The sequence below is a fragment of the Roseibium sp. JB4-4 genome, assembly GCF_055693425.1.
The window spans coordinates 2,778,692-2,800,895 of sequence record NZ_CM146333.1 but is presented as its reverse complement, the minus strand read 5'-3'; the positions used below and the strand labels follow the sequence as shown (position 1 = coordinate 2,800,895).

21 protein-coding genes are annotated in these 22,204 nt (G+C 56.1%); 16 read left to right on the top strand and 5 right to left on the bottom strand.

Annotation, left to right across the window (positions count from 1 at the left end; genetic code table 11):
* The first annotated feature begins 321 nt into the window (after positions 1-321).
* From ACZ1HV_RS13045 to ACZ1HV_RS13025, 5 genes are all read left to right on the top strand, one after another.
* The gene (locus ACZ1HV_RS13045) at positions 322-1,632 is read left to right on the top strand and encodes an extracellular solute-binding protein (RefSeq protein ID WP_298984985.1); all 1,311 of its coding nucleotides are present in this window, start codon (positions 322-324) and stop codon (positions 1,630-1,632) included.
* Positions 1,633-1,756: 124 nt separating this feature from the next.
* The gene (locus ACZ1HV_RS13040) at positions 1,757-2,638 is read left to right on the top strand and encodes an ABC transporter permease subunit (protein WP_298819065.1); all 882 of its coding nucleotides are present in this window, start codon (positions 1,757-1,759) and stop codon (positions 2,636-2,638) included.
* A gap of 12 nt (positions 2,639-2,650) precedes the next feature.
* On the top strand, positions 2,651-3,493 hold the full coding sequence (gene ugpE / locus ACZ1HV_RS13035) for a sn-glycerol-3-phosphate ABC transporter permease UgpE (protein WP_298819067.1): 843 nt from the start codon (positions 2,651-2,653) through the stop codon (positions 3,491-3,493).
* Between the two features lie 17 nt (positions 3,494-3,510).
* Complete coding sequence (locus tag ACZ1HV_RS13030; protein WP_472718312.1) at positions 3,511-4,587, top strand: sn-glycerol-3-phosphate import ATP-binding protein UgpC; 1,077 nt, start codon at positions 3,511-3,513, stop codon at positions 4,585-4,587.
* Positions 4,588-4,799: 212 nt separating this feature from the next.
* Positions 4,800-5,924 carry a DNA alkylation repair protein gene (locus tag ACZ1HV_RS13025; RefSeq protein ID WP_472718311.1) on the top strand — a complete coding sequence of 375 codons (1,125 nt, stop codon included), beginning with the start codon at positions 4,800-4,802 and terminating at the stop codon, positions 5,922-5,924.
* A gap of 17 nt (positions 5,925-5,941) precedes the next feature.
* Here the strand turns inward: ACZ1HV_RS13025 and ACZ1HV_RS13020 are convergent, their stop codons facing one another.
* Entirely contained in the window at positions 5,942-7,129 is a 1,188-nt protein-coding gene (locus ACZ1HV_RS13020) for an MFS transporter (RefSeq protein WP_472718310.1), read from the bottom strand.
* Positions 7,119-7,478, bottom strand: a complete 360-nt coding sequence (locus ACZ1HV_RS13015; protein WP_298819075.1) for an MmcQ/YjbR family DNA-binding protein — start codon at positions 7,476-7,478, stop codon at positions 7,119-7,121. Before ACZ1HV_RS13015 ends, ACZ1HV_RS13020 begins: the two co-directional genes overlap by 11 nt.
* A 159-nt stretch (positions 7,479-7,637) precedes the next feature.
* Here ACZ1HV_RS13015 and ACZ1HV_RS13010 point away from each other — a divergent pair, with 159 nt between their 5' ends.
* From ACZ1HV_RS13010 to ACZ1HV_RS12990, 5 genes are all read left to right on the top strand, one after another.
* Positions 7,638-8,456: an RNA polymerase sigma factor gene (locus ACZ1HV_RS13010; protein WP_472718309.1), complete on the top strand. Its 819-nt coding sequence runs from the start codon at positions 7,638-7,640 to the stop codon at positions 8,454-8,456.
* A gap of 90 nt (positions 8,457-8,546) precedes the next feature.
* Complete coding sequence (locus tag ACZ1HV_RS13005; protein WP_472718308.1) at positions 8,547-9,032, top strand: YybH family protein; 486 nt, start codon at positions 8,547-8,549, stop codon at positions 9,030-9,032.
* 485 nt (positions 9,033-9,517) lie between these two features.
* On the top strand, positions 9,518-10,378 hold the full coding sequence (locus ACZ1HV_RS13000; RefSeq protein ID WP_472718307.1) for a LysR family transcriptional regulator: 861 nt from the start codon (positions 9,518-9,520) through the stop codon (positions 10,376-10,378).
* Between the two features lie 157 nt (positions 10,379-10,535).
* Entirely contained in the window at positions 10,536-10,964 is a 429-nt protein-coding gene (locus ACZ1HV_RS12995; RefSeq protein ID WP_298819083.1) for an Hsp20 family protein, read from the top strand.
* Between the two features lie 33 nt (positions 10,965-10,997).
* Entirely contained in the window at positions 10,998-11,282 is a 285-nt protein-coding gene (locus tag ACZ1HV_RS12990) for a BQ00720 family protein (RefSeq protein WP_247649307.1), read from the top strand.
* Between the two features lie 99 nt (positions 11,283-11,381).
* Here the strand turns inward: ACZ1HV_RS12990 and ACZ1HV_RS12985 are convergent, their stop codons facing one another.
* Together ACZ1HV_RS12985 and ACZ1HV_RS12980 are read right to left on the bottom strand one after the other, a co-directional pair.
* A complete protein-coding gene (locus ACZ1HV_RS12985; RefSeq protein ID WP_298819087.1) occupies positions 11,382-12,677 on the bottom strand; it encodes an OpgC family protein in 1,296 nt (431 codons plus the stop codon).
* Between the two features lie 39 nt (positions 12,678-12,716).
* A complete protein-coding gene (locus ACZ1HV_RS12980; RefSeq protein WP_298819089.1) occupies positions 12,717-14,102 on the bottom strand; it encodes a tetratricopeptide repeat protein in 1,386 nt (461 codons plus the stop codon).
* A 253-nt stretch (positions 14,103-14,355) separates the two neighbouring features.
* On the opposite strand from ACZ1HV_RS12980, the gene ACZ1HV_RS12975 reads away from it, so the two are divergent.
* Positions 14,356-15,507, top strand: coding sequence for a YeeE/YedE family protein (locus ACZ1HV_RS12975; RefSeq protein WP_472718306.1), 1,152 nt, complete (start codon positions 14,356-14,358; stop codon positions 15,505-15,507).
* Between the two features lie 92 nt (positions 15,508-15,599).
* On the top strand, positions 15,600-16,079 hold the full coding sequence (locus ACZ1HV_RS12970; protein WP_298984975.1) for a DUF302 domain-containing protein: 480 nt from the start codon (positions 15,600-15,602) through the stop codon (positions 16,077-16,079).
* Positions 16,080-16,356: 277 nt separating this feature from the next.
* Here the strand turns inward: ACZ1HV_RS12970 and ACZ1HV_RS12965 are convergent, their stop codons facing one another.
* Positions 16,357-17,121, bottom strand: a complete 765-nt coding sequence (locus ACZ1HV_RS12965) for an SDR family oxidoreductase (protein WP_298962107.1) — start codon at positions 17,119-17,121, stop codon at positions 16,357-16,359.
* Positions 17,122-17,341: 220 nt separating this feature from the next.
* Between ACZ1HV_RS12965 and ACZ1HV_RS12960 the strand changes: the two genes are divergently transcribed.
* The 4 genes from ACZ1HV_RS12960 to ACZ1HV_RS12945 all read left to right on the top strand — a co-directional run bounded on the left by ACZ1HV_RS12960 (position 17,342) and on the right by ACZ1HV_RS12945 (position 22,136).
* Positions 17,342-18,127, top strand: a complete 786-nt coding sequence (locus tag ACZ1HV_RS12960; protein ID WP_472718305.1) for an ion transporter — start codon at positions 17,342-17,344, stop codon at positions 18,125-18,127.
* 143 nt (positions 18,128-18,270) lie between these two features.
* On the top strand, positions 18,271-19,122 hold the full coding sequence (locus ACZ1HV_RS12955; RefSeq protein ID WP_472718304.1) for a CE1 family esterase: 852 nt from the start codon (positions 18,271-18,273) through the stop codon (positions 19,120-19,122).
* Between the two features lie 120 nt (positions 19,123-19,242).
* On the top strand, positions 19,243-20,511 hold the full coding sequence (locus ACZ1HV_RS12950; protein ID WP_472718303.1) for a CaiB/BaiF CoA transferase family protein: 1,269 nt from the start codon (positions 19,243-19,245) through the stop codon (positions 20,509-20,511).
* 8 nt (positions 20,512-20,519) lie between these two features.
* Positions 20,520-22,136, top strand: coding sequence for a thiamine pyrophosphate-binding protein (locus ACZ1HV_RS12945; protein WP_298819102.1), 1,617 nt, complete (start codon positions 20,520-20,522; stop codon positions 22,134-22,136).
* Positions 22,137-22,204 lie beyond the last annotated feature (68 nt).

Below are 22,204 nucleotides of genomic sequence, written 5' to 3'. Positions count from 1 at the left end.
CGGTGATATCAACGAAAGGCTTGCGCTGAAAAAACGCGCGAGTCTGCGGGCAAACCATTGTCTTGCGGGACCTTCGACGCGGTAAAAAAAACAGCTGACATCCCGATGATTGAACAAAATATGCAAGTTTTCATCTGTTGCCACTTGCGGACGCGGTCTGGGCGTCTTTTAATGTTCATATGAGCGTCATACAACGTTCATATGAAAACAATACGAAACGCAGGCGTTATCCTTTCTGATGCTGATGAAGCCATTTCAGTATCGTGAAAACCAACTGCTGACCGGGGCTAAAAATGCCCTTCGAGATGGGAGCAAATAAACATGGCTTATCGTAAAACAGTCGCCAGCTTTGTCGCTGCGGCTGCCCTGTTGGGCACATCCTCCGCTTCATATGCGGCAACCGACATTGCCTGGTGGCACGCCATGGGTGGACGTCTGGGCGAAGTTGTTGTCGACATTTCGAACGGCTACAACGCTTCTCAGGACGCTTGTAAAATCACACCGGTCTTCAAGGGCACTTATGAAGAGACCCTGACAGCCGGCATCGCGGCTTTCCGTGCCGGCGAACAGCCAAACATTCTGCAGGTGTTCGATGCTGGTGCAGCGACCATCATCGGAGCCAAGGGTGCCGTTATTCCGGCCCAGGACATTCTGGAAAACGCTGGCGCCAACTTCAGCATCGAAGACTATATCGATGGCGTTCGCTATTTCTATGCCGACAGTGACGGCAAGATGATCGGCATGCCGTTCAACTCATCCACACCGATCCTCTACTACAACGTCGACGCGCTGAAAAAGGCCGGTGTTGAAGCTCCGAAGACCTGGGAAGAGTTTGCGGAAATCGCACCGAAGCTGAAAGAAGCCGGTTATGTGCCGCTTGCTCAGTCTCACCTGCCTTGGATCTTCACCGAGAACTTCAAGTCCCGCCATAACCTGCAGTTCGCAACCAACAACAACGGTTACGACGGTTCAAAGGATACCAAGCTGGTCTTCGGTGAGCCGATCAAGAATCACTTCAGCGCTGTTAAAGGTTGGCTGGACGATGGTCTGTTCGGTTACTACGGCACCGGTTGGGGCGACAACCAGACCCCGTTCAACGAAGGCAAAGTGGCCATGTGGCTCGGCTCTTCGGGTTCCTTCGGCGGCATTGCCAAAACCGTTGAGTTCCCGTTCTCCGCGACATACCTGCCTTACTGGGACGCAGTTGAAGGCGCTGGCACCGGCACGTTCATCGGTGGCGCGGCACTCTTTGCAATGTCCGGCAAGCCGGACGAGGAAAACAAGTGCGTTGCGTCCTTCTACGAGTACCTGACGTCTCCGGAAGTCCAGTATATGTGGCACAAAGAGACCGGTTATGTGCCGATCACCAACGCTGCATACGAACTGGCCAAGTCGGACGGCTACTACGACAGCACGCCTGCTGCCGAAATCGGCATCAAGCAGCTGACCCTGCCGGGCGGCGACTGGACCAAGGGTTACCGCATGGGCTTCTACGTTCAGATCCGTGACGTCATGAACCGCGAGTACGGTAAGATCATGTCTGGCGATACCTCCGTCGAAGATGCTTTCAAGACCATCGAAGCAGATGGCAACAAGCTTCTTGAGCGTTTCTCCAAGACCACCGGCAACTAAGTTCAGGTTGACCTACCCCAAATGGGGGCGCTCCGAAGCGCCCCCATTTTCATGAACGTCAAGCGGGTCTGCCGGTTTATCTGGTGACCCGCTTTACCCATTCCCGGGGGTCAAGAAAACTCATATGAAAAAAGTTCAATTCCAGTCCCCGTGGCTGCCCTACATGCTGCTGATGCCGCAGCTGGCCATCGTGACGATCTTCTTTCTCTGGCCGGCGGCCGAGGCGGTGCAGTCATCGTTTTATCTGGAAGATCCCTTTGGCTTCGGCTCAACTTTCGTGGGGCTTGACAATTTCAGCGATACGCTGACCTCGACCGACTACGGTCGGGTGGCGCGTTTTACTGGCGTATTCACGTTCTTCGTCACTTTCCTCTCTCTTGGCATAGCCCTTCTGCTGGCCGTCAAGGCAGACAAGGTTCTGCGGGGTGCATCCAGCTACAAGACACTGTTGATGTGGGTCTACGCGGTGGCTCCTCCGGTTGCCGGTCTCATCGGCGTTCTGCTGTTCGATCAGCATGTCGGACCGATCGTCGATTTATTCGCGCTGTTCGGTTGGAGGATGCAGATCGGTGTGGATTATTTCGACACCAGCTTCGCCATGATCGTGACGGCTGTCTGGAAACAGATACCGGTCAACTTCATCTTCTTTCTGTCCGGGCTTCAGGGCATTTCAAAGTCGGTGCAGGAGGCGGCCAGCATTGACTGCCGCTCCGGCATACGCCGCTTCTGGACAGTCACGTTCCCGCTTCTGGCGCCGACAGGCTTTTTCCTTCTCATCATCAACATCACCTACGCTTTCTTCGACACGTTCGGCATCATCGATGTCATCGTGAAGAACGAGCCTGGCAACAACCCGGTGACCCTGGTCTACAAGGTCTATCTCGACGGCTTCCGCGGCAATGACCTAGGCGGTTCGTCGGCACAATCGGTTCTATTGATGGCGATGGTGTTTGTTCTGACAGTCATTCAGTTCCGCCTGATCGAGCGGCGCGTGCACTACACGTAAAAGGGGGCGGAAATGAACAAACTTCAGATCTCAGATCACCTGATCCTGCTTGCAGGTGTGTTTTTCATGGTCACGCCCGTTGCGTTGACATTCTTGACCAGCACCCATGATGCAATCACGGTCTACAAGGAAGGCGTCCAGTTCCTGCCGGGTGGCAAGTTTCTGGAAAACTACGAAAAGGTACTTTTTGAGGCTGGCGGCTTCACCAAGGAAGTCGACGGCTTCGTCATGCTGAAGAACTCTATGATCCTCGGCTTCGGTTTTGCCATCGGCAAGATCGTCATCTCGATGCTCGCAGCCTACGCTATCGTCTATTTCCGCTTTCCGATGGCAACACTCTGCTTCTGGGTGATCTTTGCAACGCTGCTGCTGCCTCTGGAAGTGCGCATCCTGCCGTCCTACGAGATTGTTCAGTCACTTGGAATGGTGAACACCTATAGCGGTTTGATTGTTCCCTTGATTGCATCTGCGACCGGCACATTCTTCTTCCGTCAGTTCTTCATGTCTGTCCCGGACGAATTGCTGGAGGCAGCCCGCATTGATGGCGCCGGCCCCTGGAAATTCTTCAAGGATATCCTGGTGCCGCTCTCCAAGACGATGATAGCGGCAATCTTCATCATCATGTTCGTCTTTGGCTGGAACCAGTATCTCTGGCCGACGCTGATCACCACAGACGAGAGCCTGTTCACACTGGTGCGCGGTATCAAGCAGATCCTGCAGGTATGGGTCGGTGCGCAGATCCCGGACTTCAATGAGGCCATGGCTCTGGCGATACTTGCCATCATACCGCCCGTACTGGTCGTTGTGATCTTCCAGAGCTGGTTCGTCAAAGGGCTCGTCGAGAGCGACAAGTGAGAAATTAGAGGTACTTTATGTCAACGATTACTCTCGACACGGTCCGGAAGGTCTATGCCGGCGAAGTGGAAGCCGTCAAAGGTGTTTCCATTGATATCGACGACGGTGAATTCATCGTTTTGGTCGGCCCCTCCGGGTGCGGCAAGTCCACGCTTTTGCGTATGATTGCCGGGCTTGAGGATATCACCACAGGGGAAATCAAGATCGGAGACCGGCTGGTCAACAAGGTTGATCCGGCCGATCGCGACATTGCAATGGTGTTCCAGAACTATGCGCTCTATCCGCATATGTCCGTCTATAACAACCTTGCCTATGGCCTCAAGAACCGGGGCATGGCCAAAGAAGAGATCGATCGCCGCGTCAAGGAAGCCGCGCGTATTCTTGAAATCGGCGATTATCTCGACCGAAAGCCCCGAGCGCTATCCGGTGGTCAGCGTCAACGTGTCGCCATGGGCCGCGCCATTGTGCGTGAACCGGCAGCCTTCCTGTTCGACGAGCCGCTTTCCAACCTTGATGCCAAACTGCGCGTCCAGATGCGCGTGGAAATCAAGCGCCTGCAGCGCTCGCTTGGCACCACCAGCGTTTATGTGACCCATGATCAGCTGGAAGCCATGACGCTTGCCGATCGTCTTGTCGTTCTGAACGGTGGTAACATCGAACAGATCGGATCGCCAATCGACGTTTACGACAACCCGGCGTCCACATTTGTGGCGAGCTTCATCGGATCTCCGGCCATGAACCTTCTAAAGGTGAAGGCGGAAGGTACCGGTCTTGCGCTCGAATCCGGCAGCGGGCTCAGCGGCGCGAACACCAAGGGCAAGGATGGCTACATCATCGGGGTGCGCCCGGAACATCTTGATGTGGTTGACGGGCCGACTGACGGCGACGGTGTGAACCTTGAGGTGACGGTGAACGTTCTGGAACCTGTCGGCGCGGAAAGCTACGTTTATGCAAGCCTTGGCGATGGTGGCCAGGAAATGGTCGTACGCGTCTCCAGCCATGCCCATCACGAACCCGGTGAGACGATGCATCTCAAGGTTGACCCCAAATACGTGCACTTCTTTGATGCCGTCACCGGACAAAGGATCGACTGACGGATCTGCAGCAAGGCAGTGACCCGCAAAGAGTGCCCATATCCGAATTGGCCATCCCGGGAACCGGGGTGGCCTTTTGTCTTGGGAGGCAAATCAGACAGGGCAACTGACAGGCTCCTGACAATACCTGTCAGGAGCTTGCGTTGTGCCCTCTGGTGAGAGGGGGCGTCTTCTGGCACATCGTTTCGGACACACAAGCCAGGAGCAAAAACTTGGAGCCTTTCAAGAACCACCTCTCGCCGGATCTGGTGCGCTGCCTTGCAGGACATCTCGACAGGCATCTCAAATGCTTCGATCGTAAAGCCTATGAAGCCGAGATCCTGGAGAGACTTGAAGCTCTGGAACTGAAGGAACGCGCGCGGCTGATTGCCGATGTCACCGGAGAGGTTCTGCCGGCCGGGCTGGACGAGCGGTTTGGTGTTCTTGAAGCCATGCTGCATCCCGTAGCCGATACCGATGTCGACCGCGCAAGTGATGATCAAGGCATACGCGGCTGGGGCATGATGCCCCTTGGAATGGTTGTCACGGATTGCGGCCTTGAAGACTTCGAAAAGTCCTTCACACTTCTGAAGGAAATGACCAAACGGGCAACTGCGGAATTCGAAGTCAGGCCCTTTCTAGACAAGGATCAGAACCGTGCACTGGCGATCATGTCGCCATGGGTGAACGATCCGAGCGTTCATGTGCGCAGGCTTGTCTCCGAAGGCACCCGCCCACGCCTGCCCTGGGGCATGCGGCTCAAGAAACTGGTCGCCGATCCGACACCCACCTTGTCGCTGCTCGAAGCCCTGAAGGACGACCCGGAAGAATATGTCCGCCGCTCCGTCGCCAATCATCTCAATGACATTGCCAAGGACCACCCGGATCTGGTTGCCGAGATTGCAGCTCGCTGGCTGAAGGGTGCTGACAAGAACCGGGAAAAGCTGGTCAGGCATGCTTGCCGGTCCTTGGTCAAACAGGGTCATGCGGCGACCCTGAAAGCGTTCGGGCTGAACCCGCCGGAGCTCGAACTGACAGGGCCAATGATCTCAACGGAAGTTGTCCCCTACGGCAACGCGCTCGGGTTCGGCATCGAACTGACGTCAACGTCTGCCGAGACGCAATCGCTGGTGTTGGACTATCTGGTTCATTTCAAAAAGGCGAACGGAGCGCTTTCCCCGAAAGTTTTCAAATGGACAAAACTCCAGCTGGCGCCGGGCCAAGTGGTCAAGCTTTCAAGAGAGCATGCGATCAGACCGATCACCACGCGGGTCTACTACGGAGGCACTCAAGCAGTGAGCCTGAGGATCAACGGGAAGGATTTCGGGTTCGCTGAATTTGAACTGGTAATGCCCTGATACGCGCTTGAAAGACTTTATTCCATTTTCTTCAGTCTCAGCATTCCGGCAATCCCCAGCGCTGGCCCGATGGCCATGAGCGCAAAGACAGTGGGCCATCCGAGCCAGTCGGCGGCCACGGGTGTGAGCTGAACGGTGAAGAATGTCAGGGCAAACCCGAGTGCCGTCTGGAAGCTCATCAGGCTGCCGGCCTGATCGGGTGGCGCGTAGTCCGCGACAAGTGCTGAGAACTGCGCGGAATCCGGCAAGATGGCCGCGCCCCAGACGAGTACACAGATGATTGTCAGCCAGGCCGGTCCACCGAATGTGAGCGCCGAGGCAATCGCAGCACTGCCGCTGATTACCATCGCAAGGATGGCAATATTCGCTTTGCCAACCCGGTCTGCGACAAGGCCGGCAAACACACTGGCAATTCCACCGGCGGCAATAGTCAGAAAGGCAATCAGCCTGGACAGCGAAAGCGCAGCGTCAGATGACATTTGGTTGCTGAACGAGATTGCCAATGCAACGCCGATCCATGCCCACATGGCATAAAGCTCCCACATATGGCCGAGATATCCGGCGTAAGCGAAGCGGATCTTGCGGTTGGTCCAGGCTGTCAGGATAGCCTTGAGTTTCATGCGCGGTGCTTTGGCATGAAAGGGGCCGAGGCCTGCAAAAAGGCACAGTGCGCCTCCGGCGGCGGACGCGATCGAGGCAACAGAAAGGCTCCAACGCCAGTCAGTGCCGCCAAGAAGCGCAAGGAAGTGAGGGGCTGCCGATCCAAGCGTCAACGCACCGACAAGCGTTCCGACAAGAAGGCCGCGATCTTCCTTTCCCCAGCCAACGGCAATTTTCATGCCCACAGGATAGACACCCGCAAGCAGGGCCCCTGTCACGAACCGGGCCAGTATCGACAGATTGCCGCCCGGTTCCACAACCAGCAGGCTGGCATTGAAAAGCGCGGCCAGAATGGCGCAAAAGGCGAAGAAACGGCGTGGGTCAATTCTGTCTGCCAGTCCCAAAAGTGCAGAGGCGAGAGCACCCGCAACAAAGCCGATCTGCACTGCGCTGGAAAGGGCGGCCTGGCGAAATTCGGAGATCGCAAATTCGCGTGTGAGATCTGGGAGAATGGCAGCGGACATGAACCAAAGGCTCATGCCTGCAACTTCAGCCACCATCAACAGGCTGAGTGAACGCCACTTGCCGGTGAAGTCAGTCGGCAAGGCCAAGTTCTTTCTGTTGCTTCTTTGTCAATTTGGCCGCGATGATCTTGTGCGCGGCTTCGACATAAGCTTTCAGGTCGTCATCGGAGAGCGCCCCTTCCTGCTCCATCTGCACCCACTTGGCTCTTGCAAGATAGGGGGCCGGGATCAAGCCCTCCTGCTGGGTCAGAAGCGAGTAGGAAATGTCTGAGCATTTGAAGCTGACCTTCGGATGAGCGCCCTCGCCCCACTTGGAACAAACAGCAAAGATCTTGCCGCCGACCTTCCAGACTGAAGCGTTACCCCACTGAATAACGTTTGTTGTCGCGGGAAGGGACTTGCAAAAGGCGTCAAATTCGTCGCGTGTCATCGTGTGGCTCTGGGTCAACTGAGGTCGGAGTTCTCGGCGGGAAACGGCAAGATGACGTGTCGGTTCCGGCCACGCAAGGAGATTGAGTTGAAAAAATTGTGTCACACATCCGCGTGTCGGTCCCTCTAACCTTTCAAGAACTCAATGAAGGACCGGCAAATGATGACGGCGGATGTATCGGCAGCGAAGGTGGCAGCTGCTCAAAATGGTGATCGGAAGGCCCTGGAAGAGGTGCTTTCAAGTGTGGAGGATCTGATTCACAGTCTCGCGCGGCGCATTCTGGTCAATCCGGAGGATGCCCGCGAAGCGACGCAGGAAATCCTGATCCAGATACTGACCAAGCTTTCGACGTTTCGCAATGAGAGTGCATTTTCGACCTGGGCCTACCAGGTTGCCGTTCGTTATCTGATCGCAGCGAAGAAACACCGGGATCGGGACCTGGGCCTGACCTTCGAGATGTTCGCGGCAGATCTTGAAACCGGTTTGATATCTGACCCTCCCGAAGCACCTGATCAAGCACTGCTTCTGAATGAACTGCGGATCTCTTGCACAATGGCGATGCTTCTTTGTCTGAGCCTGGACTTGCGGCTTGCCTATGTACTTGGAGACGTATTTGAGCTGGATCATCTGGAAGCCTCGAAGATCCTTGAGCTCACGCCGGCAACATTCAGAAAACGGTTGTCTCGTGCCCGGGCGAGCGTTGAGGCCTTCACTAGCCGTCACTGCGGACTTGTCGCCAGCGAAGCCAAATGCCGCTGCCCACGCCGCCTGCCTGCCGCAATCAAAGGGGGCAGGGTCCAGGCTGGAACTTATCCAAATTCAGCAGAAAGCCGAATAGGATACGCGCAGACAAGACGACAGATAGATGCTGTCGTCGACGATCTGAAAACATTTAAACTTCAGCGCAGCGTCCCCTCGCATGCCTGTCCGGATGATATCCGCATGAGGTTGCGCAGAATTCTGTCGCCCGAGCTCTAGCGGCGCAGTTCAGCCAGACAAGTAACAACCCTAACCAGCCTGGCACCAGGCGGGACTGGCCCCGCCATGCCTGAATTCGCGGAGAATCATATGGAACGCCGGATCTTTTATCGAGCTGCCATGGTGGCGGCAATGCTGATCTTTTCAACATCCACGAAAGCGGAAGAAAGCTCTGATATGACCACAGACCAAAAAAAAGTCCTGAACCTGATCGAGAAGATGACAAGCTCCTTTGAAAAAGGAGACATCGACACCGTGATGCAGACTTACGAAGTTGATCAATCTATTGTTTTTGATCCGGGACAGCCGGTTTCCGACAGCGCAACAGCCCGGCAGATTTTCGAACAGATCCGCTCTGTTTCGCCAGAGTTTTCCTATGCGGGCCATGAAGTCATCGTTCAGGGGGATCTGGCTGTCCATATTGCGCCATGGAAAATGACCGGCACCGACCCGGAAGGCCGGGATGTGACCGGTGAAGGCCTTTCGGTTGCGGTGTTAAGACGTCAGCCAGACGGCAGTTGGAAAATGGTTATCGACAATCCCCATGGCGGCAGGCTTCTGGCAAAGCCGAACTGAGTGGGAGCGGTCGCGCCTCTTTTGTTGGCGCGACCGACGCTTTTTGCAGCGGGTGAAAGAAAGACATGGTTTCTTTGGACTTCGACCGGGCAGGCGTGTTCGTGCCCAAGCCTTGCCGGTCTTTCTCGGAAGCCGGTGCATTCTGCGCCCTGACACCCATGAGTGGGCGGCCCAAACACCACTTCAAAAGTTTTATCAACATCAACCGGCGGCGCTTGCGTGCCAGGCGCAGGTGCCGTTGCAACATTTGATGATGTTCAGGAGGTTCTGAAGGCCAGAATTCTGCATGGTTCGGGTAAAGGCCCCGGACTGGATCATTCCAGTCGGGTGTGTTTCCACGTTTCCCATCGAGTCTCAAAGGCAGGCAATAAGGAATTTGCATTTGCTGCTCCCTTCAAAAATGGTTGGTGTTGGAGGATCACTGCAGATAATCTCACAAGAGACGCTTATTCCTATGTTTTCTAATTGAAATTGAGATTTCAAAAATGAAACGAAACATTGATTGGGAAGACTTGAGATTGTTTCTGGCCGTCGCCAAAGCGGGTGGTCTTGCCGGAGCTGCAGAAAAGACAGGTGTCAGTGCCGCGACGCTCGGGCGCCGTGTTTCGTCTCTTGAAAGGAGCTTGAATGCCCGACTGGTCGAGCGTGAGGCGCGCGGCTACCAGCTAACGTCCACGGGACAAAAACTGCTCATGCAGCTCGAAGACATGGATCAGGCTGCTCAATCGATTGCCGCCTGGCGGGACACAGGGCAGGCGCGGCGGCGTATTCGAATATCCGCGGGCGACTGGACCATGCGGCTTTTGATGGACAATCTGGATGGCTTCTGGACGCCGGACGCAGGATGGGTTCCGGAACTTCTGGCCGACCCCCGCAACAGAGACGTCGCCCGGCGGCAGATCGACATTGGCATCCGCAATAAAAGGCCGAAACAGGAATGGCTGGCGGGCAGAAAGGTCGGGACAGTCCGATTTGCTGCGTATCAATCAGGCAAAATAGCGCCCAATCAAAAAATCGGCTGGGTCAGTCCGGTTGAAAAGGAGGCTCTGTTTCCAACCGCTGTCTGGATGATGGAAAATCATGCCGCCGACGTGACGATCACGGTGAACAGGGCATCCTTGGCCCTCTCGCTGGTCCGGCAGGGACATGCACGCATGCTGTTGCCCATGTTTGTCGGCGAGGCTTACCCGGATCTTGTCCGGGTTTCGGAACCTGTTGAAGAGCTTGAGACGGAACGATGGCTTGTCATGCATCAGGACGAACGCCATGAGCCTTTGATAAGACAGGCCGTTTCCGCACTCGCCAAGTTGTTGAAACGCGATCCATTGCTGCGGCCTGAATTCTGAGCAAGTCCGGAGGCAGTGTCGGAAAAAGACCGGAAAACGCCTCTCCTTGAATCAATTTTAACGAAGCGCCATATTTAATACTGAACGGAGCTTGTCTCCGGTCCGGATGCCTTTGAAAGGGTCCGGGCGCAAGGTCGCTTCGACAAGGACTTTGAGGATGTCACGCATGTCAGCGTTTTCTAGCCCGTTTATGCTCGGGTTCGACGATATCGAGCGTGTGCTTGATCGCGTTTCCAAAGCCGCGAATGACGGATACCCGCCCTATAACATCGAAAGACTTCCGAAAAACGAAGGTCAGGGTGATATAATTCGGATAACGTTGGCTGTGGCCGGCTTCACCAGAGAGCAACTCGATGTCTCCGTAGAGGAGAGTCAGCTTGTGATCCGAGGTCGGCAGGTAGACGATAAATCCCGCCAGTATCTGCATCGCGGCATTGCCGCCCGGCAGTTTCAACGGGCATTTGTTCTGGCCGAGGGGATCGAGATCCTCGGAGCTGACCTCAAAGATGGTCTTTTGTCCATCGACCTGGCACGTCCTGAACCGGAACGTGTTATAAGAAAAATAGAAATCTCCAGCGGCGAATAGACCCTCGTCGACCAACTTGTGGAGAATTGACTGATGCACGACCCAAATAGCCCGGATTGGGCAGACGGCGCAGATCTCACAACCGCCATGTCCGTCGACGAACTGACGGAACTCGGCACCGGAGATGTTGCCTATATCAAACCGATCAAGGCGCGGGACCTGAAGGAAATGTTTCCGGAAGTTCCACCGCTCCATGACAACATGACGCTTTATGCGCTTCTGAATGCGGACGGCACGCCGATCCTGCTGGCAGACAGCCGTGAAGCAGCCGTTGCCAATGCGTTCGAAGCCGACCTTGAAATGGCTTCGCTTCATTAGACAACACTGCAGAAATTGAACAAAAACACCGGCCGTTTGGCCGGTGTTTTTGTCTATGGCATAGGCAACGTCCAGCTAACGCAGATGATGTTGTTATCTTCAGGTAAGCGCCTGTTCCTTGCCAGCGGGCCTTGTTTTGGAAGCTTCATCGGCGTCTTCGCGGTTTGCCGGCTTGGGCATGTCGGGGGATCCACCCGATTGAACCGAGGGTGGTTTGCGCCAGGGTTGGCTCTTGTACCAGGAGACCACATAGGCCACGAGAATGAGCGCCAGAATGCCGAGCAGATTGCTCAGAATCTGAGGCAACCAATCACCACGCCCCCAGACCATGTCACGGAGCAAGGCGGCAGCCTGGGCAATCACGAGGCTTGCCATGAAGACGGCAAGAGACTGCTGACCAACCTTTTGGACGATCCTGACAAACCGTCCCCAGAGAACGCCGTGTCCGAGCAAATGCTTGCCATGCTCGCCAGCCGCAACCCATGCCAGATAAGCCAGAGCCAGGAAGTGGAGATAGCGGAACAGGCCGAATTCGGTCTTGATCCACAGAGGGCGGATCAATTCGCGCACCTCGCGTGCCCAGACGACATTCCATTGATGTTCGCTGTGGATGCGGAAATAGGCGAATGGGATCGTGATGACGACAATTGCCGCACAGAACAGGATCAGTTTCCTGTTTACCGGCGGTGCCGGGATCCAGCCGCGCATGAAGGCAAAACCGGTGAAAAACAGCATTTGCCAGGCGAACGGGTTGAAAAACCATTTTCTGTGTTCGCCTTCGGAATTGACCCAGGGCTCTGCCGGAAGATCCAGAAAGCCGAACTGAGAGGCGAGCCAGAGACCGATCGATACTGCAAAGGCGGCTGCAACGGACACGCGTGAGGCCAGCATGATCACAGGGATCAGTGCCAGGATCACGATATACATCGGCAGAATGTCGAAATAATTGGGCACCCAGGTCAATGTCATCAGGCCGGGCAGCGCCACCGCCGTCTTGTCGTAAAGATGCCAGAGGTTCAAGGACGCGACATAATCCTGGGTCAGGTCGCAGCATTCCTTGAGGTAGCCGCTTTCGTGGATCATCACGAGCCCGACGGCGATTACCAGAAACTGACCGATATGCGCCCAATAGACCTGCCACATCCGGTGCAGAATGCGGGCGGTTCCCATGCCGATACCATGCACATCGAAGATCTTGCCGAAAGCGATCGCCGATGCCATGCCCGAGCAGAATACGAAGACTTCGGTTGCATCCGAGAAGCCGAAACGGGCCGGGATCCAAAGAGTCCACCAATTCCACGGCACATGAGCAACGTAGATGATGAACATTCCGATCCCGCGGAAAAAATCGAGCCGCGGGTCACGGGGGCGTTTCGTCTGGTGATGTGCGTTCACGTCAGGTCCAAAAATGTGGCTTGCAAAGGCGGGCGGCGATTACACCGAACCGGCGGCCCTCAGGCTGTCGTCTTCCATGACCCGCTCCGCGCGTTGCATCTTGTCGCAGACTTCAAGCCGCTGTTCGGCAAAACTGTCAAGGGCGCCGCGCTTGTGGGTACGGCTTTTGATCAGGTTCTCTGCTTCAGAGGAGAAACCGGCGCGCAAGGCAGCGTCAATGGTGATCCGCTCGAAGACATCGCGCTGGGCATGCGAGCCACCGATGATGTTCAGATTGTCCCTGGCTGAAGTCAGCAGCGAAAAGGCCGATGCATAGTTGCCCTTACGGTATTGTTCCAGTCCGAGACCTGTCGGCAAGCCGGCTTCGGCGGAAACCCGGCCGATGTCCGTTTCGCTTTTCGCCCGATCCTTAAGTCCGTTGAGCAGACGATCCGCTCCCATACGGCGGCCGCCGTTCAGGAGGCAGAGGAGATAGTGCAGGTCCGCAAAGACATTGCAGCCGTCTTCGGCCCGTTTATCGGACAAAAGGGCCAGTTCGTCCCAGCGAGGACCAACATTGACACCTTCCAGTTCCAGTCGAACAAGCAGCGACGCGGCATTTGAAATGTCGCGATAATCGTCGGTTTTGTCCTTGCGGATATCGTTGTCGTAGAGCGCAAGTGCTTTGTCCGCTTCGCCCTGACTGAGATACATCAGCGCCAGGTGCCACCACACGTGATAGCCGAAATTGTTGCAATGCGCCCAACCGTTCGGATGGTTTTCCAGCCAGCCGGCACCCTCTTCGGCACGTCCCGTCATGTCGTGAACGTGTGCCACAGCGTGAAGGCCCCACGCGTCGTCTTTTGCAAACTCCAACCCTCTGCGGCCGGATGCTTCCGCCTGACGGTAGTCACCGGTTTCTTCAAGCGAAAAGGCCCGGCATCCGAGCAGGTACCCGTACGAGGGGTGGTTTTCGTCATAGGCTGAGAACACACGGTCGATCGATTGCCGCATGCCGACGGAATCGCCCAGAACGAAACGGATCGCATGGACGAGCTTCATCAGCAAGGCATCTTGAGCATATTTGACGAGTTGGGCGTCAAGGATATCGGCTGCCCGGGTCGGAAACCCCTGAAGCCAGGTGTCGAGCGCATCAAGGACAACCGTTTCGCGATCGGTCAAAGGTGTGTTTTGGGCGGACGTGCGCGCCACCGACAGGCATTCGCGCGCTGTCGTATAAAGTTCCCGCCGGCCGAGCAACAGACAGAAGAGACCGCGTGTGGCATGGCCGAGCGCGAAATCGGGCGCCAGGCTCAAGCAGCTTTCAAGATGGCCCGGCGTCGCCTTGCCATGAGCCAGGAAGGCATTCACGGTCGCATTCCAGGCCGCAACTGCGTCCTTGTTGGCAAGTGTTAAATCATACCCAAATTGATCGCTGAGACGCATGTCAGGCCTTTATATCTCTTCGGGCTGGTCCGATGCCGCGTTGTTCCCGCGTCAAGACGTTCGGCATCTGCCAGCCAATACTTTGTCACCGCTAAAATCTGCAGGCTTCACTTGAACTGCAAAACACAAAAAGGTGTTGGCAATGTGTAGGCCACCAAAAGACACTTTCGTTGCGAAATTATGGCCAATCGTGACACCGTGAAATTTGCTCTTGAAGAAATACGGAACCAAAGTGAATCGGGATCACAAGGACATGACGCCCAGTTTGCAAAAGTCTCAGCTGATGGTGACTGGCATTGCGCTCGCCCTATTGGGCCTTATTGCCATAGGCGCCTACGGCGAAGCCGGGTCCCGGCAAGCAATTGCAACCCTTATCGGCGGTCTTGCCGGCTTGTCTCTTTATCACGCCAGCTTCGGCTTCACAGCTGCCTGGCGCCGCATCGTAACCGAAAGGCGTGGCGGCGGCCTGCGGGCACAGTTTGTTCTGATCCTTCTGACAAGCGCCGTGTCTTTTCCGCTGATCGCCTGGGGCGGGTCACTTGGCTGGCCCACCGGCGGGTTCGTCTTTCCGTTCGGCGTTGCTGCAGCGTTGGGCGCATTCATGTTCGGTATCGGAATGCAGCTGGGCGGCGGATGCGGCTCGGGCACCCTCTTTACCGCCGGCGGAGGCTCTACCCGGATGATGATAACACTGGCCGCCTTCATTCTGGGCTCGGTTGCGGCAACAGCGCATCTGCATCTATGGGGAAGATTGCCCAAATTTCCGGCGGTCTCCTTCGTCCGGGAATTTGGGCCTCACGGTGCTTTTTTGGCAACTGCGGCGGTTCTTGGAGCCCTGGCCTTGTTGACGCTGCGGATTGAAAAGAGCGCTCATGGCGAGATCGCGCCCGCAAGGCGGACTGAGAGTTTTCTCAAAGGTCCCTGGTCGCCCATGTTGGGCGCGCTCATGCTCGCCGTCGTTGGCATAGCAACCTTTGTCGTCGTCGGTCGGCCCTGGGGCATAACCTCGGCATTTGCACTTTGGGGGGCCAAGGCCTTTCAAGCTGTCGGGTTGACGGTCGAAACCTGGCCCTATTGGACCTGGCAACGCGGAGCCTTGGACAACTCGGTTCTGCGGGACACCACCTCCGTCATGGATTTTGGCGTCATTCTGGGAGCCATGGCGGCGGCGGCCCTTGCTGGCCGGTTCGCTCCTGTTTGGCATCTCAGTCGGCGCGATGTGCTGACCGCACTCGCCGGTGGTCTGCTCATGGGCTACGGCGCACGCCTGGCATATGGCTGCAACATTGGTGCTTATCTGGGCGGACTGGTATCCGGTTCACTTCATGGCTGGCTCTGGCTCGTCTTCGGTTTTCTGGGAAGTCTTGCCGGCACCAGGTTGAGACTGCGGCTTGGCATGGGCTGAGGGAAACCCGGCACACCGCATTGTGAGAGCGCTGTGAGGCAGGTGGCCATTAGGGTGCCGGAATTGACTACGTGAGTGCGGGAGCAAGCAATATGCGTCTATTGATAAGTGTCTTTATCTGGCTGATTGTCGCCGTTGGCGTCTCCCAGGCGGACAGTCTTTCGGACCGGGAAGGCTGGAAAGTCATCCCGACTGAGCAAAGTTATTCCGACCTGGTCGAAAGCGTCAAAGCGGCGGTGAAAACTGAAAAGATGCTTCTCGTCACGCAGGCAAGTGCCTCAGCTGGAGCCAAGGGACGTGGGTTGAAAATACCCGGCAATCGCATCATGGGCGTTTACAGAAACGATTATGCCATCCGTATGCTTGAAGCATCGGTTGCTGCGGGCATTGAAGCACCCATCCGGTTTTATGTCACCGAGAACAGCGATGGCAGCGGAACGTTATCCTGGAAAACGCCTGGATTTGTTTTCGCCCCTTATATGGACGAAGGCGGGGATGCGCTCGCCGAACTCGCCGCCGAGCTGGATGATGTCTTTCAGACAATTGCGGATAATGCTGTTGCCTCTCGGTAACAGGCCGGTCTGATCAGCATCTCGAAAGCAGGGGAAATATGATTTTCGCCTTGTCTCGTTGAGATTTCAGCCTCACATTTATTGTGTCTGCAACAACTGAAAGGAGGTGTGCCCATGTCTAGTGAGTATCCGATCGTGGTCCGAAAGTCTGGGCGGAATGGAACGATGCTGGAGCAGCCTCCGGTTTTGAACGGTTTCGCTGGGATCTGATCCGGACATTCGGACACGTCGATCTCATGGGAGGGCCGCATTGCGGCCCTCTTTTGATTCTGAATGTTTATTGTATGAGACCGGCTGCCTTGCGAACGTCCTCGTCCCGCAAGGAACAGTCGACGCCTCGATAGGCGTCACCGGCATCCGTGCACAGCCAGCAAATGGCTTCGCCGACCCATTCTGAAGGTATGTGCACAGCAGGGTCGAGCTGACTGACAGGATTGATGCCGGATGCCTTGATATCCACCTGCATTTGTGTCGCAACGGTGCCCGGGCTGAGGCCGACCACACGCAGGCCCTTGTCGCCGAACTCCTTGTCGGCACAGCGTGTGAGCGACAGGGCCGCTGCCTTGGAAGAACAATATTGGCTCCAGCCTTCAAGGGCGCCGACGGCGGCGCCGGAGCTGATATTGACAATTGTTCCGGCACTTTTTTCAAGCATGTGCGGAGCGACGGCGCGAATGCCGTGATAAACCCCTTTGACATTGATATCGATGACCTGCCCCCAAGCCTCGGGGTCGGATGTCTCAATCCGTGAAATGGGCTCTATGACGCCGGCATTGTTGACGAGAATGCTGATGTCGCCAAAAGTGTCCAGCGCGAACTGAACGGCCTTTTCCATGTCCCCGTAGTCGGCAACATCGCACGTTACGGCCGCAGCATCCCCGCCGTTTTTGCGAATGTCGTCCGCGATCTGCTCGATATCTGCGCTGCTGCGTGCTGCGAGAACCACTTTGGCTCCATATTTGGCAAGGCTTCGGGCTGCTGCTGCGCCTATGCCTCGGCTGGCTCCCGTCACCAAGGCAACTTGTCCCGACAAATCAAACATATAACGTCCAGTCCTATCGTCTGTTGGCTTTTTGCCGTTTTTGCTTTGGCGACCTTAGTGCCCCGAGGCTGTGGAATAAACAGCTGCATCGCAGCATCATCATGCAGATTGTGCACGAATGCGTGTTAGGTCTTCAATCAGGCGACCTGCTTGTGACGCGAATTGGCTGGGCGGTTGCCGTCGGACTGCGGTCAAACTGAACCGGGAAAAGGCAAATCCAATGGCCGCGGAAACATTCTCTCTGAAAACAATTCTCCGACAGCTTTATTTCGGTCACAGCACCAAAGCCAGGGTCTTTCGCTATGCACTGCTTACTTTCGATCTGATCACGATCGGCTATTTCGTTGTCTCTTCGGTTCTTGACCCGGCGCGGCTACATCATGCGTTGGACTATGTGATCGCAGGTGTGCTGCTGCTCGACTATGTTGCCAGGATGATCGCGGCAGCCAATCCGGGGCGCTATGTCGTCAGCTTTACGTCTTTGGCCGACGTTGTCGTGATTGCATCTTTGATCGCACCCGCCTTCCTTGAAAACTTTGCCTTCCTGCGTGTCGTGCGCATGTTGCGTTTGATGCGGTCCTATCATCTTCTGAAGGAGCTGCGCGATGCGTCCAGCTGGTTCAGGCGCAACGAGGAAATTCTGCAGTCGGGCGTGAACTTGATCGTCTTCATTTTCGTGGTCACTGCTATCGTGTTTGTGGTGGAAGACGACCGCAATCCCAACATCAACAACTATCTCGATGCGCTCTATTTCACTGTTGCGACCCTGACGACAACCGGGTTTGGCGACATCACGATGACCGACAGTGTTGGCAGGCTCATGACCGTCCTGATCATGATCTTCGGAGTTGCCCTGTTTCTACGGTTGGTTCAAACGATTTTCCGGCCTTCCAAAGTCAGGATTTCCTGCCCCGACTGCGGCTTGAACCGGCACGATACGGATGCTGTTCATTGCAAGCATTGCGGCCGGACACTGAAAATTCCCACCGACGGCTCCTGGGAATAGTTGCACACTCACCCTGATGGCTCTCTCCGACTTGTGAACGGCGCCGGCTGGACAAATTCCCGCGCCGCTCCAATGTTTGCAGGCGGGGCGCCAAATTCTTTGCGGCAGTCCGCGAACCATATGCGATGGGTGAGGAGCCGGAAGTGTTGTCGAAAAAATACTCTTTCGTAGGCTGTGCCGCCGTATTGAGCGGCGTTGTCCTGGCGGGCGGAAACAGCACAGCCGCAGAAACCGGGTGCGGCGAAGAAGTCCCTTGTGAAATCGAAAACGGGCAGTACTACATCCACCTTCCGAAGGCGCATGAAGACGGAGAAGTGCTCGGCGCGATCTTTTATCTGCATGGCCATCGTGGAAAGGCTGTCAATGCGATCCGCAACAAAGGCTTTCAGCGCATGGCCGATGAGCTGGGCGTTGCCTTTGTCGCTGTCCAGGGCGTGGACGGCACGTGGTCCTTTCCCACGGCGCCTCGAAATCTGCGCGATGAGGCCGTCTTCTTCGACAGTGTTCTGAGTGACCTTTCCGACAAATTCGGCGTCGACAAGAACCGGACACTGTTGTCCGGCTTTTCATCGGGCGGCTTCATGACCTGGTATCTGGCCTGTCAGGACTCCGGAAAGTTTTCTGGCTACGCTCCGATTGCCGGAGCCTTCTGGGAACCGCTGCCGAAAGACTGTCCGACAGAACCGCCCTATCTTTTTCATGTTCACGGCACCAGCGATACGGTCGTGCCGCTCGCGGGCAGGTGGCTCGGCGGCGGCCAGTGGAAGCAGGGAGATGTTTTTGAAAGCTTTGATGTCTGGCGCCGGCAAAATGGTCTTGAAGACGCGGCACCGCAGAAATTTACCGACGGCAATTTGACCTGCGAACGCTGGCAACCCAGCGAGGGGCTTCTGGAACTCTGTTTGCATGATGGCGGCCACAGTGTTGAAGCAAAATGGATCAAGCGTGCGTGGACTGAGCTTGGCTCCATGATGGGGTGGACCGAAAAGGGGTGAACGTTCACCGCGAACTGACAGGAATTTGAGCCGTAGTGTGCGCGTCAGCGCAACGGTGCTGTTGACGCGGCTGCGCCCCTGTGGCCTTTTCCGACGAAATTCAGCACGTTTAGGTGAAGTGTGTCCCCATCCAGCCCCGATCCCGGCGCTCTGTCCGGTCTTGTTGTTCTAGATCTTTCGCGAATACTGGCTGGTCCGACCTGTACCCAGATCCTGGGCGATCTTGGAGCGGAGGTGATCAAGATCGAGCGCCCGGGCCGCGGCGACGATACTCGTGGCTGGGGACCGCCTTTCCTGAAGGACAAGAATGGAAATGAGACCGCCGAGAGCGCTTACTACCTGTCCTCGAACCGCAACAAGGCGTCTGTAGCGATTGATCTGTCCAGCCCGGAAGGCCAGAGCCTGATTGCCGATCTCGCCGTCAAGGCAGATATTCTGGTCGAGAATTTCAAGGTTGGGGACCTGAAACGGCGTGGCCTCGACTACGCAACTTTGAAAGCGCGCAATCCGCGCCTCATTTATTGTTCGATTTCCGGCTTCGGCCAGACCGGGCCTTATGCGCATCGTGCAGGTTACGATTTCCTGATCCAGGGCATGGGCGGGATCATGTCGCTTACCGGATTTGCCGACGAGGATGGCGGCACGGAGACAAAGTGCGGTGTCGGCATTGCCGACGTCATGTGCGGAATGTACGCAACGGTCTCGATCCTTGCTGCCCTCAACCATCGGCATTCAACGGATGAAGGTCAGCATATCGACATTTCCTTGCTCGATGCGCAGGTCTCCTGGCTGATCAATCAGGGCGTTGGGTATCTGGTGTCCGGCGATGTCCCTGGTCGGCTTGGTAATGGGCACCCGACCATCGTTCCTTATGAGACCTTTCCCGCCGCAGATCAGTCTTTCATCATTGCGGTTGGCAACGACACCCAGTTTCAAAAGTTTTGCGCGGTTGCCGGTGCGCCTGAGCTTGGCGCCGATCCTCAATTTGCCAAGAACGCGGATCGAGTAAGAAATCGCAAGGAGCTAGTCCCCTTGATCCGGCGTCTCACCATTGAAAAGACGGCAGACGAGTGGATCAGGCTGCTCGAAGAGGCAGGTGTTCCGTGCGGCCCTGTCAATGATTTGGGACAGGTTTTCGATGATCCGCAAATCCGGCAGCGCAACATGCGCATTACACTGCCGCATCCGCTCAGCGGAGACGTTGACCTGATTGGATCTCCCATCAACCTGGAGAAAACGCCGGTTGGTTACAGGAACGCGCCACCGTTGCTTGGTGCAGACACACAAGACGTGCTCGCTCGTCACCTGGGACTGACCGCAGAGCAGCTTTCGGATCTGGAAGCAAAAGGTATTTTGGATCTTGGGGCAGATGCTCCAAATAAAGGGTAAGCATTTCAATGACCACTGGTGCAGATATTATAGCAGGCAAACTTCACGCAGCTGGTTGCCGTCATGCTTTTGGCATCCCTGGCGGTGAAGTTCTTGCGTTGATGCAGGCGCTCGATCAGGCGGGGTTGAATTTCGTTCTGGTCAAACATGAAAATGCCGGAGGCTTCATGGCTGAAGGCGGTTGGCATGCTGACGGTGCTCCAGGTGTGCTTCTGGCTACCATCGGTCCGGGCGCAGCAAACGCAATCAATGTCGTTGCCAACGCATGGCAGGACCGCGTGCCGCTGATTTTCCTGACGGGCTGCGTCGATCAGGCCGATGCGGAAAGCTACACGCACCAGGTTTTCGATCACCAGCAATTGTTGCGGCCAATCGTGAAGGCAAGCTTCTCAGCCCGCCTTGGTGCGCTGGACGTGATGATGGAAAAAGCTCTGGCAATTGCGCTCGACGGTCAGCCAGGGCCGGTGCACATAGATGTTCCGATCAAGGTCGCTGAAGCGGAAACGGAAGAGGGTTGGAGCGAGCGTTTTTCCTCCGCACCTGTGGCCAGTGCACCGTTTCAGGGACCTGACCTTGAGACAGCGCTTGCGGTGTTTGCCAAGGCAGAACGTCCGATCGCCATCGCCGGTGTCGATGCCGTGAACGAAGGTGCTTCGGTCGAGATCTCCAAGCTCTGCCAAACGTTCAATATTCCCCTTGTGACCAGCTACAAGGGCAAGGGTCTTTTGGACGAAAACAGCGAACTTGCACTTGGAGGCGCTGGTCTGTCACCAAAGGCTGATGGCCACCTGCTGCCGCTGATCAATCAGAGCGATTGCATTCTTCTTTTGGGCTATGACCCGATCGAGATGCGCATCAACTGGCGCAATCCCTGGGAGGAAACGGCGAATGTCATCGACGTGACATCGGTGCTGCGCACACATGGCATGCACGCCGTTTCCGCAACACTTCGCAGCGCTGTCGCCCCGGCTTTGAAACTTTTGGCGGACGCCAGAAGCAAGGAACAGTCTTCCTGGGCTGCCGGCCAACCGGCAAAGGTGCGTAAGGATCTCGAAGAGGCATTTCAACCGGAGCCGTCCGGCTGGGGCCCTGGCAGGGTTTTCCATACGCTGCGCGACGTCATGCCTGCGAACACGGTCGCAACGGCTGACAGTGGCGCGCACCGCATTCTGGTCAGTCAAATCTGGCGCTGCCCGATGCCGAGGCAAATGCTCCAGTCATCGGCTCTTTGCACCATGGGGTGCGCGGTTCCTCTCGCGATGGGTCACCGTCTCGTCGACGATCGCTCACCGGTCATCGCCTTTGTCGGAGATGCAGGTCTCGAAATGTGCCTCGGAGAACTTTCAACACTGCGCGATCTGAATATCCCCGTGATCATCTGTGTGTTGGTCGATACCAGTCTTGCGCTGATCGAACTGAAACAGCGCGGCAGTCAAAGACCGAATGTAGGTGTGGATTTTAGCGAGACGGATTTCCCGGCGGTGGCTGGCGCATATGGCGGGCACGGTGTCTGGATCGAGAATGAAAACGATCTGAAACAGGAAGCAGAAGCAGCACTGAAGCGGGACGGTTTCACTTTGCTGGCCTGCCGAATTCCACGCCGAGCCTATGATGGTGCGTTTTAGGTAAAACAGCGAAATCAAGCCAATTATTTGCGACTGGTTTATTTTGGACGGGTAATGCTCCTGATCCG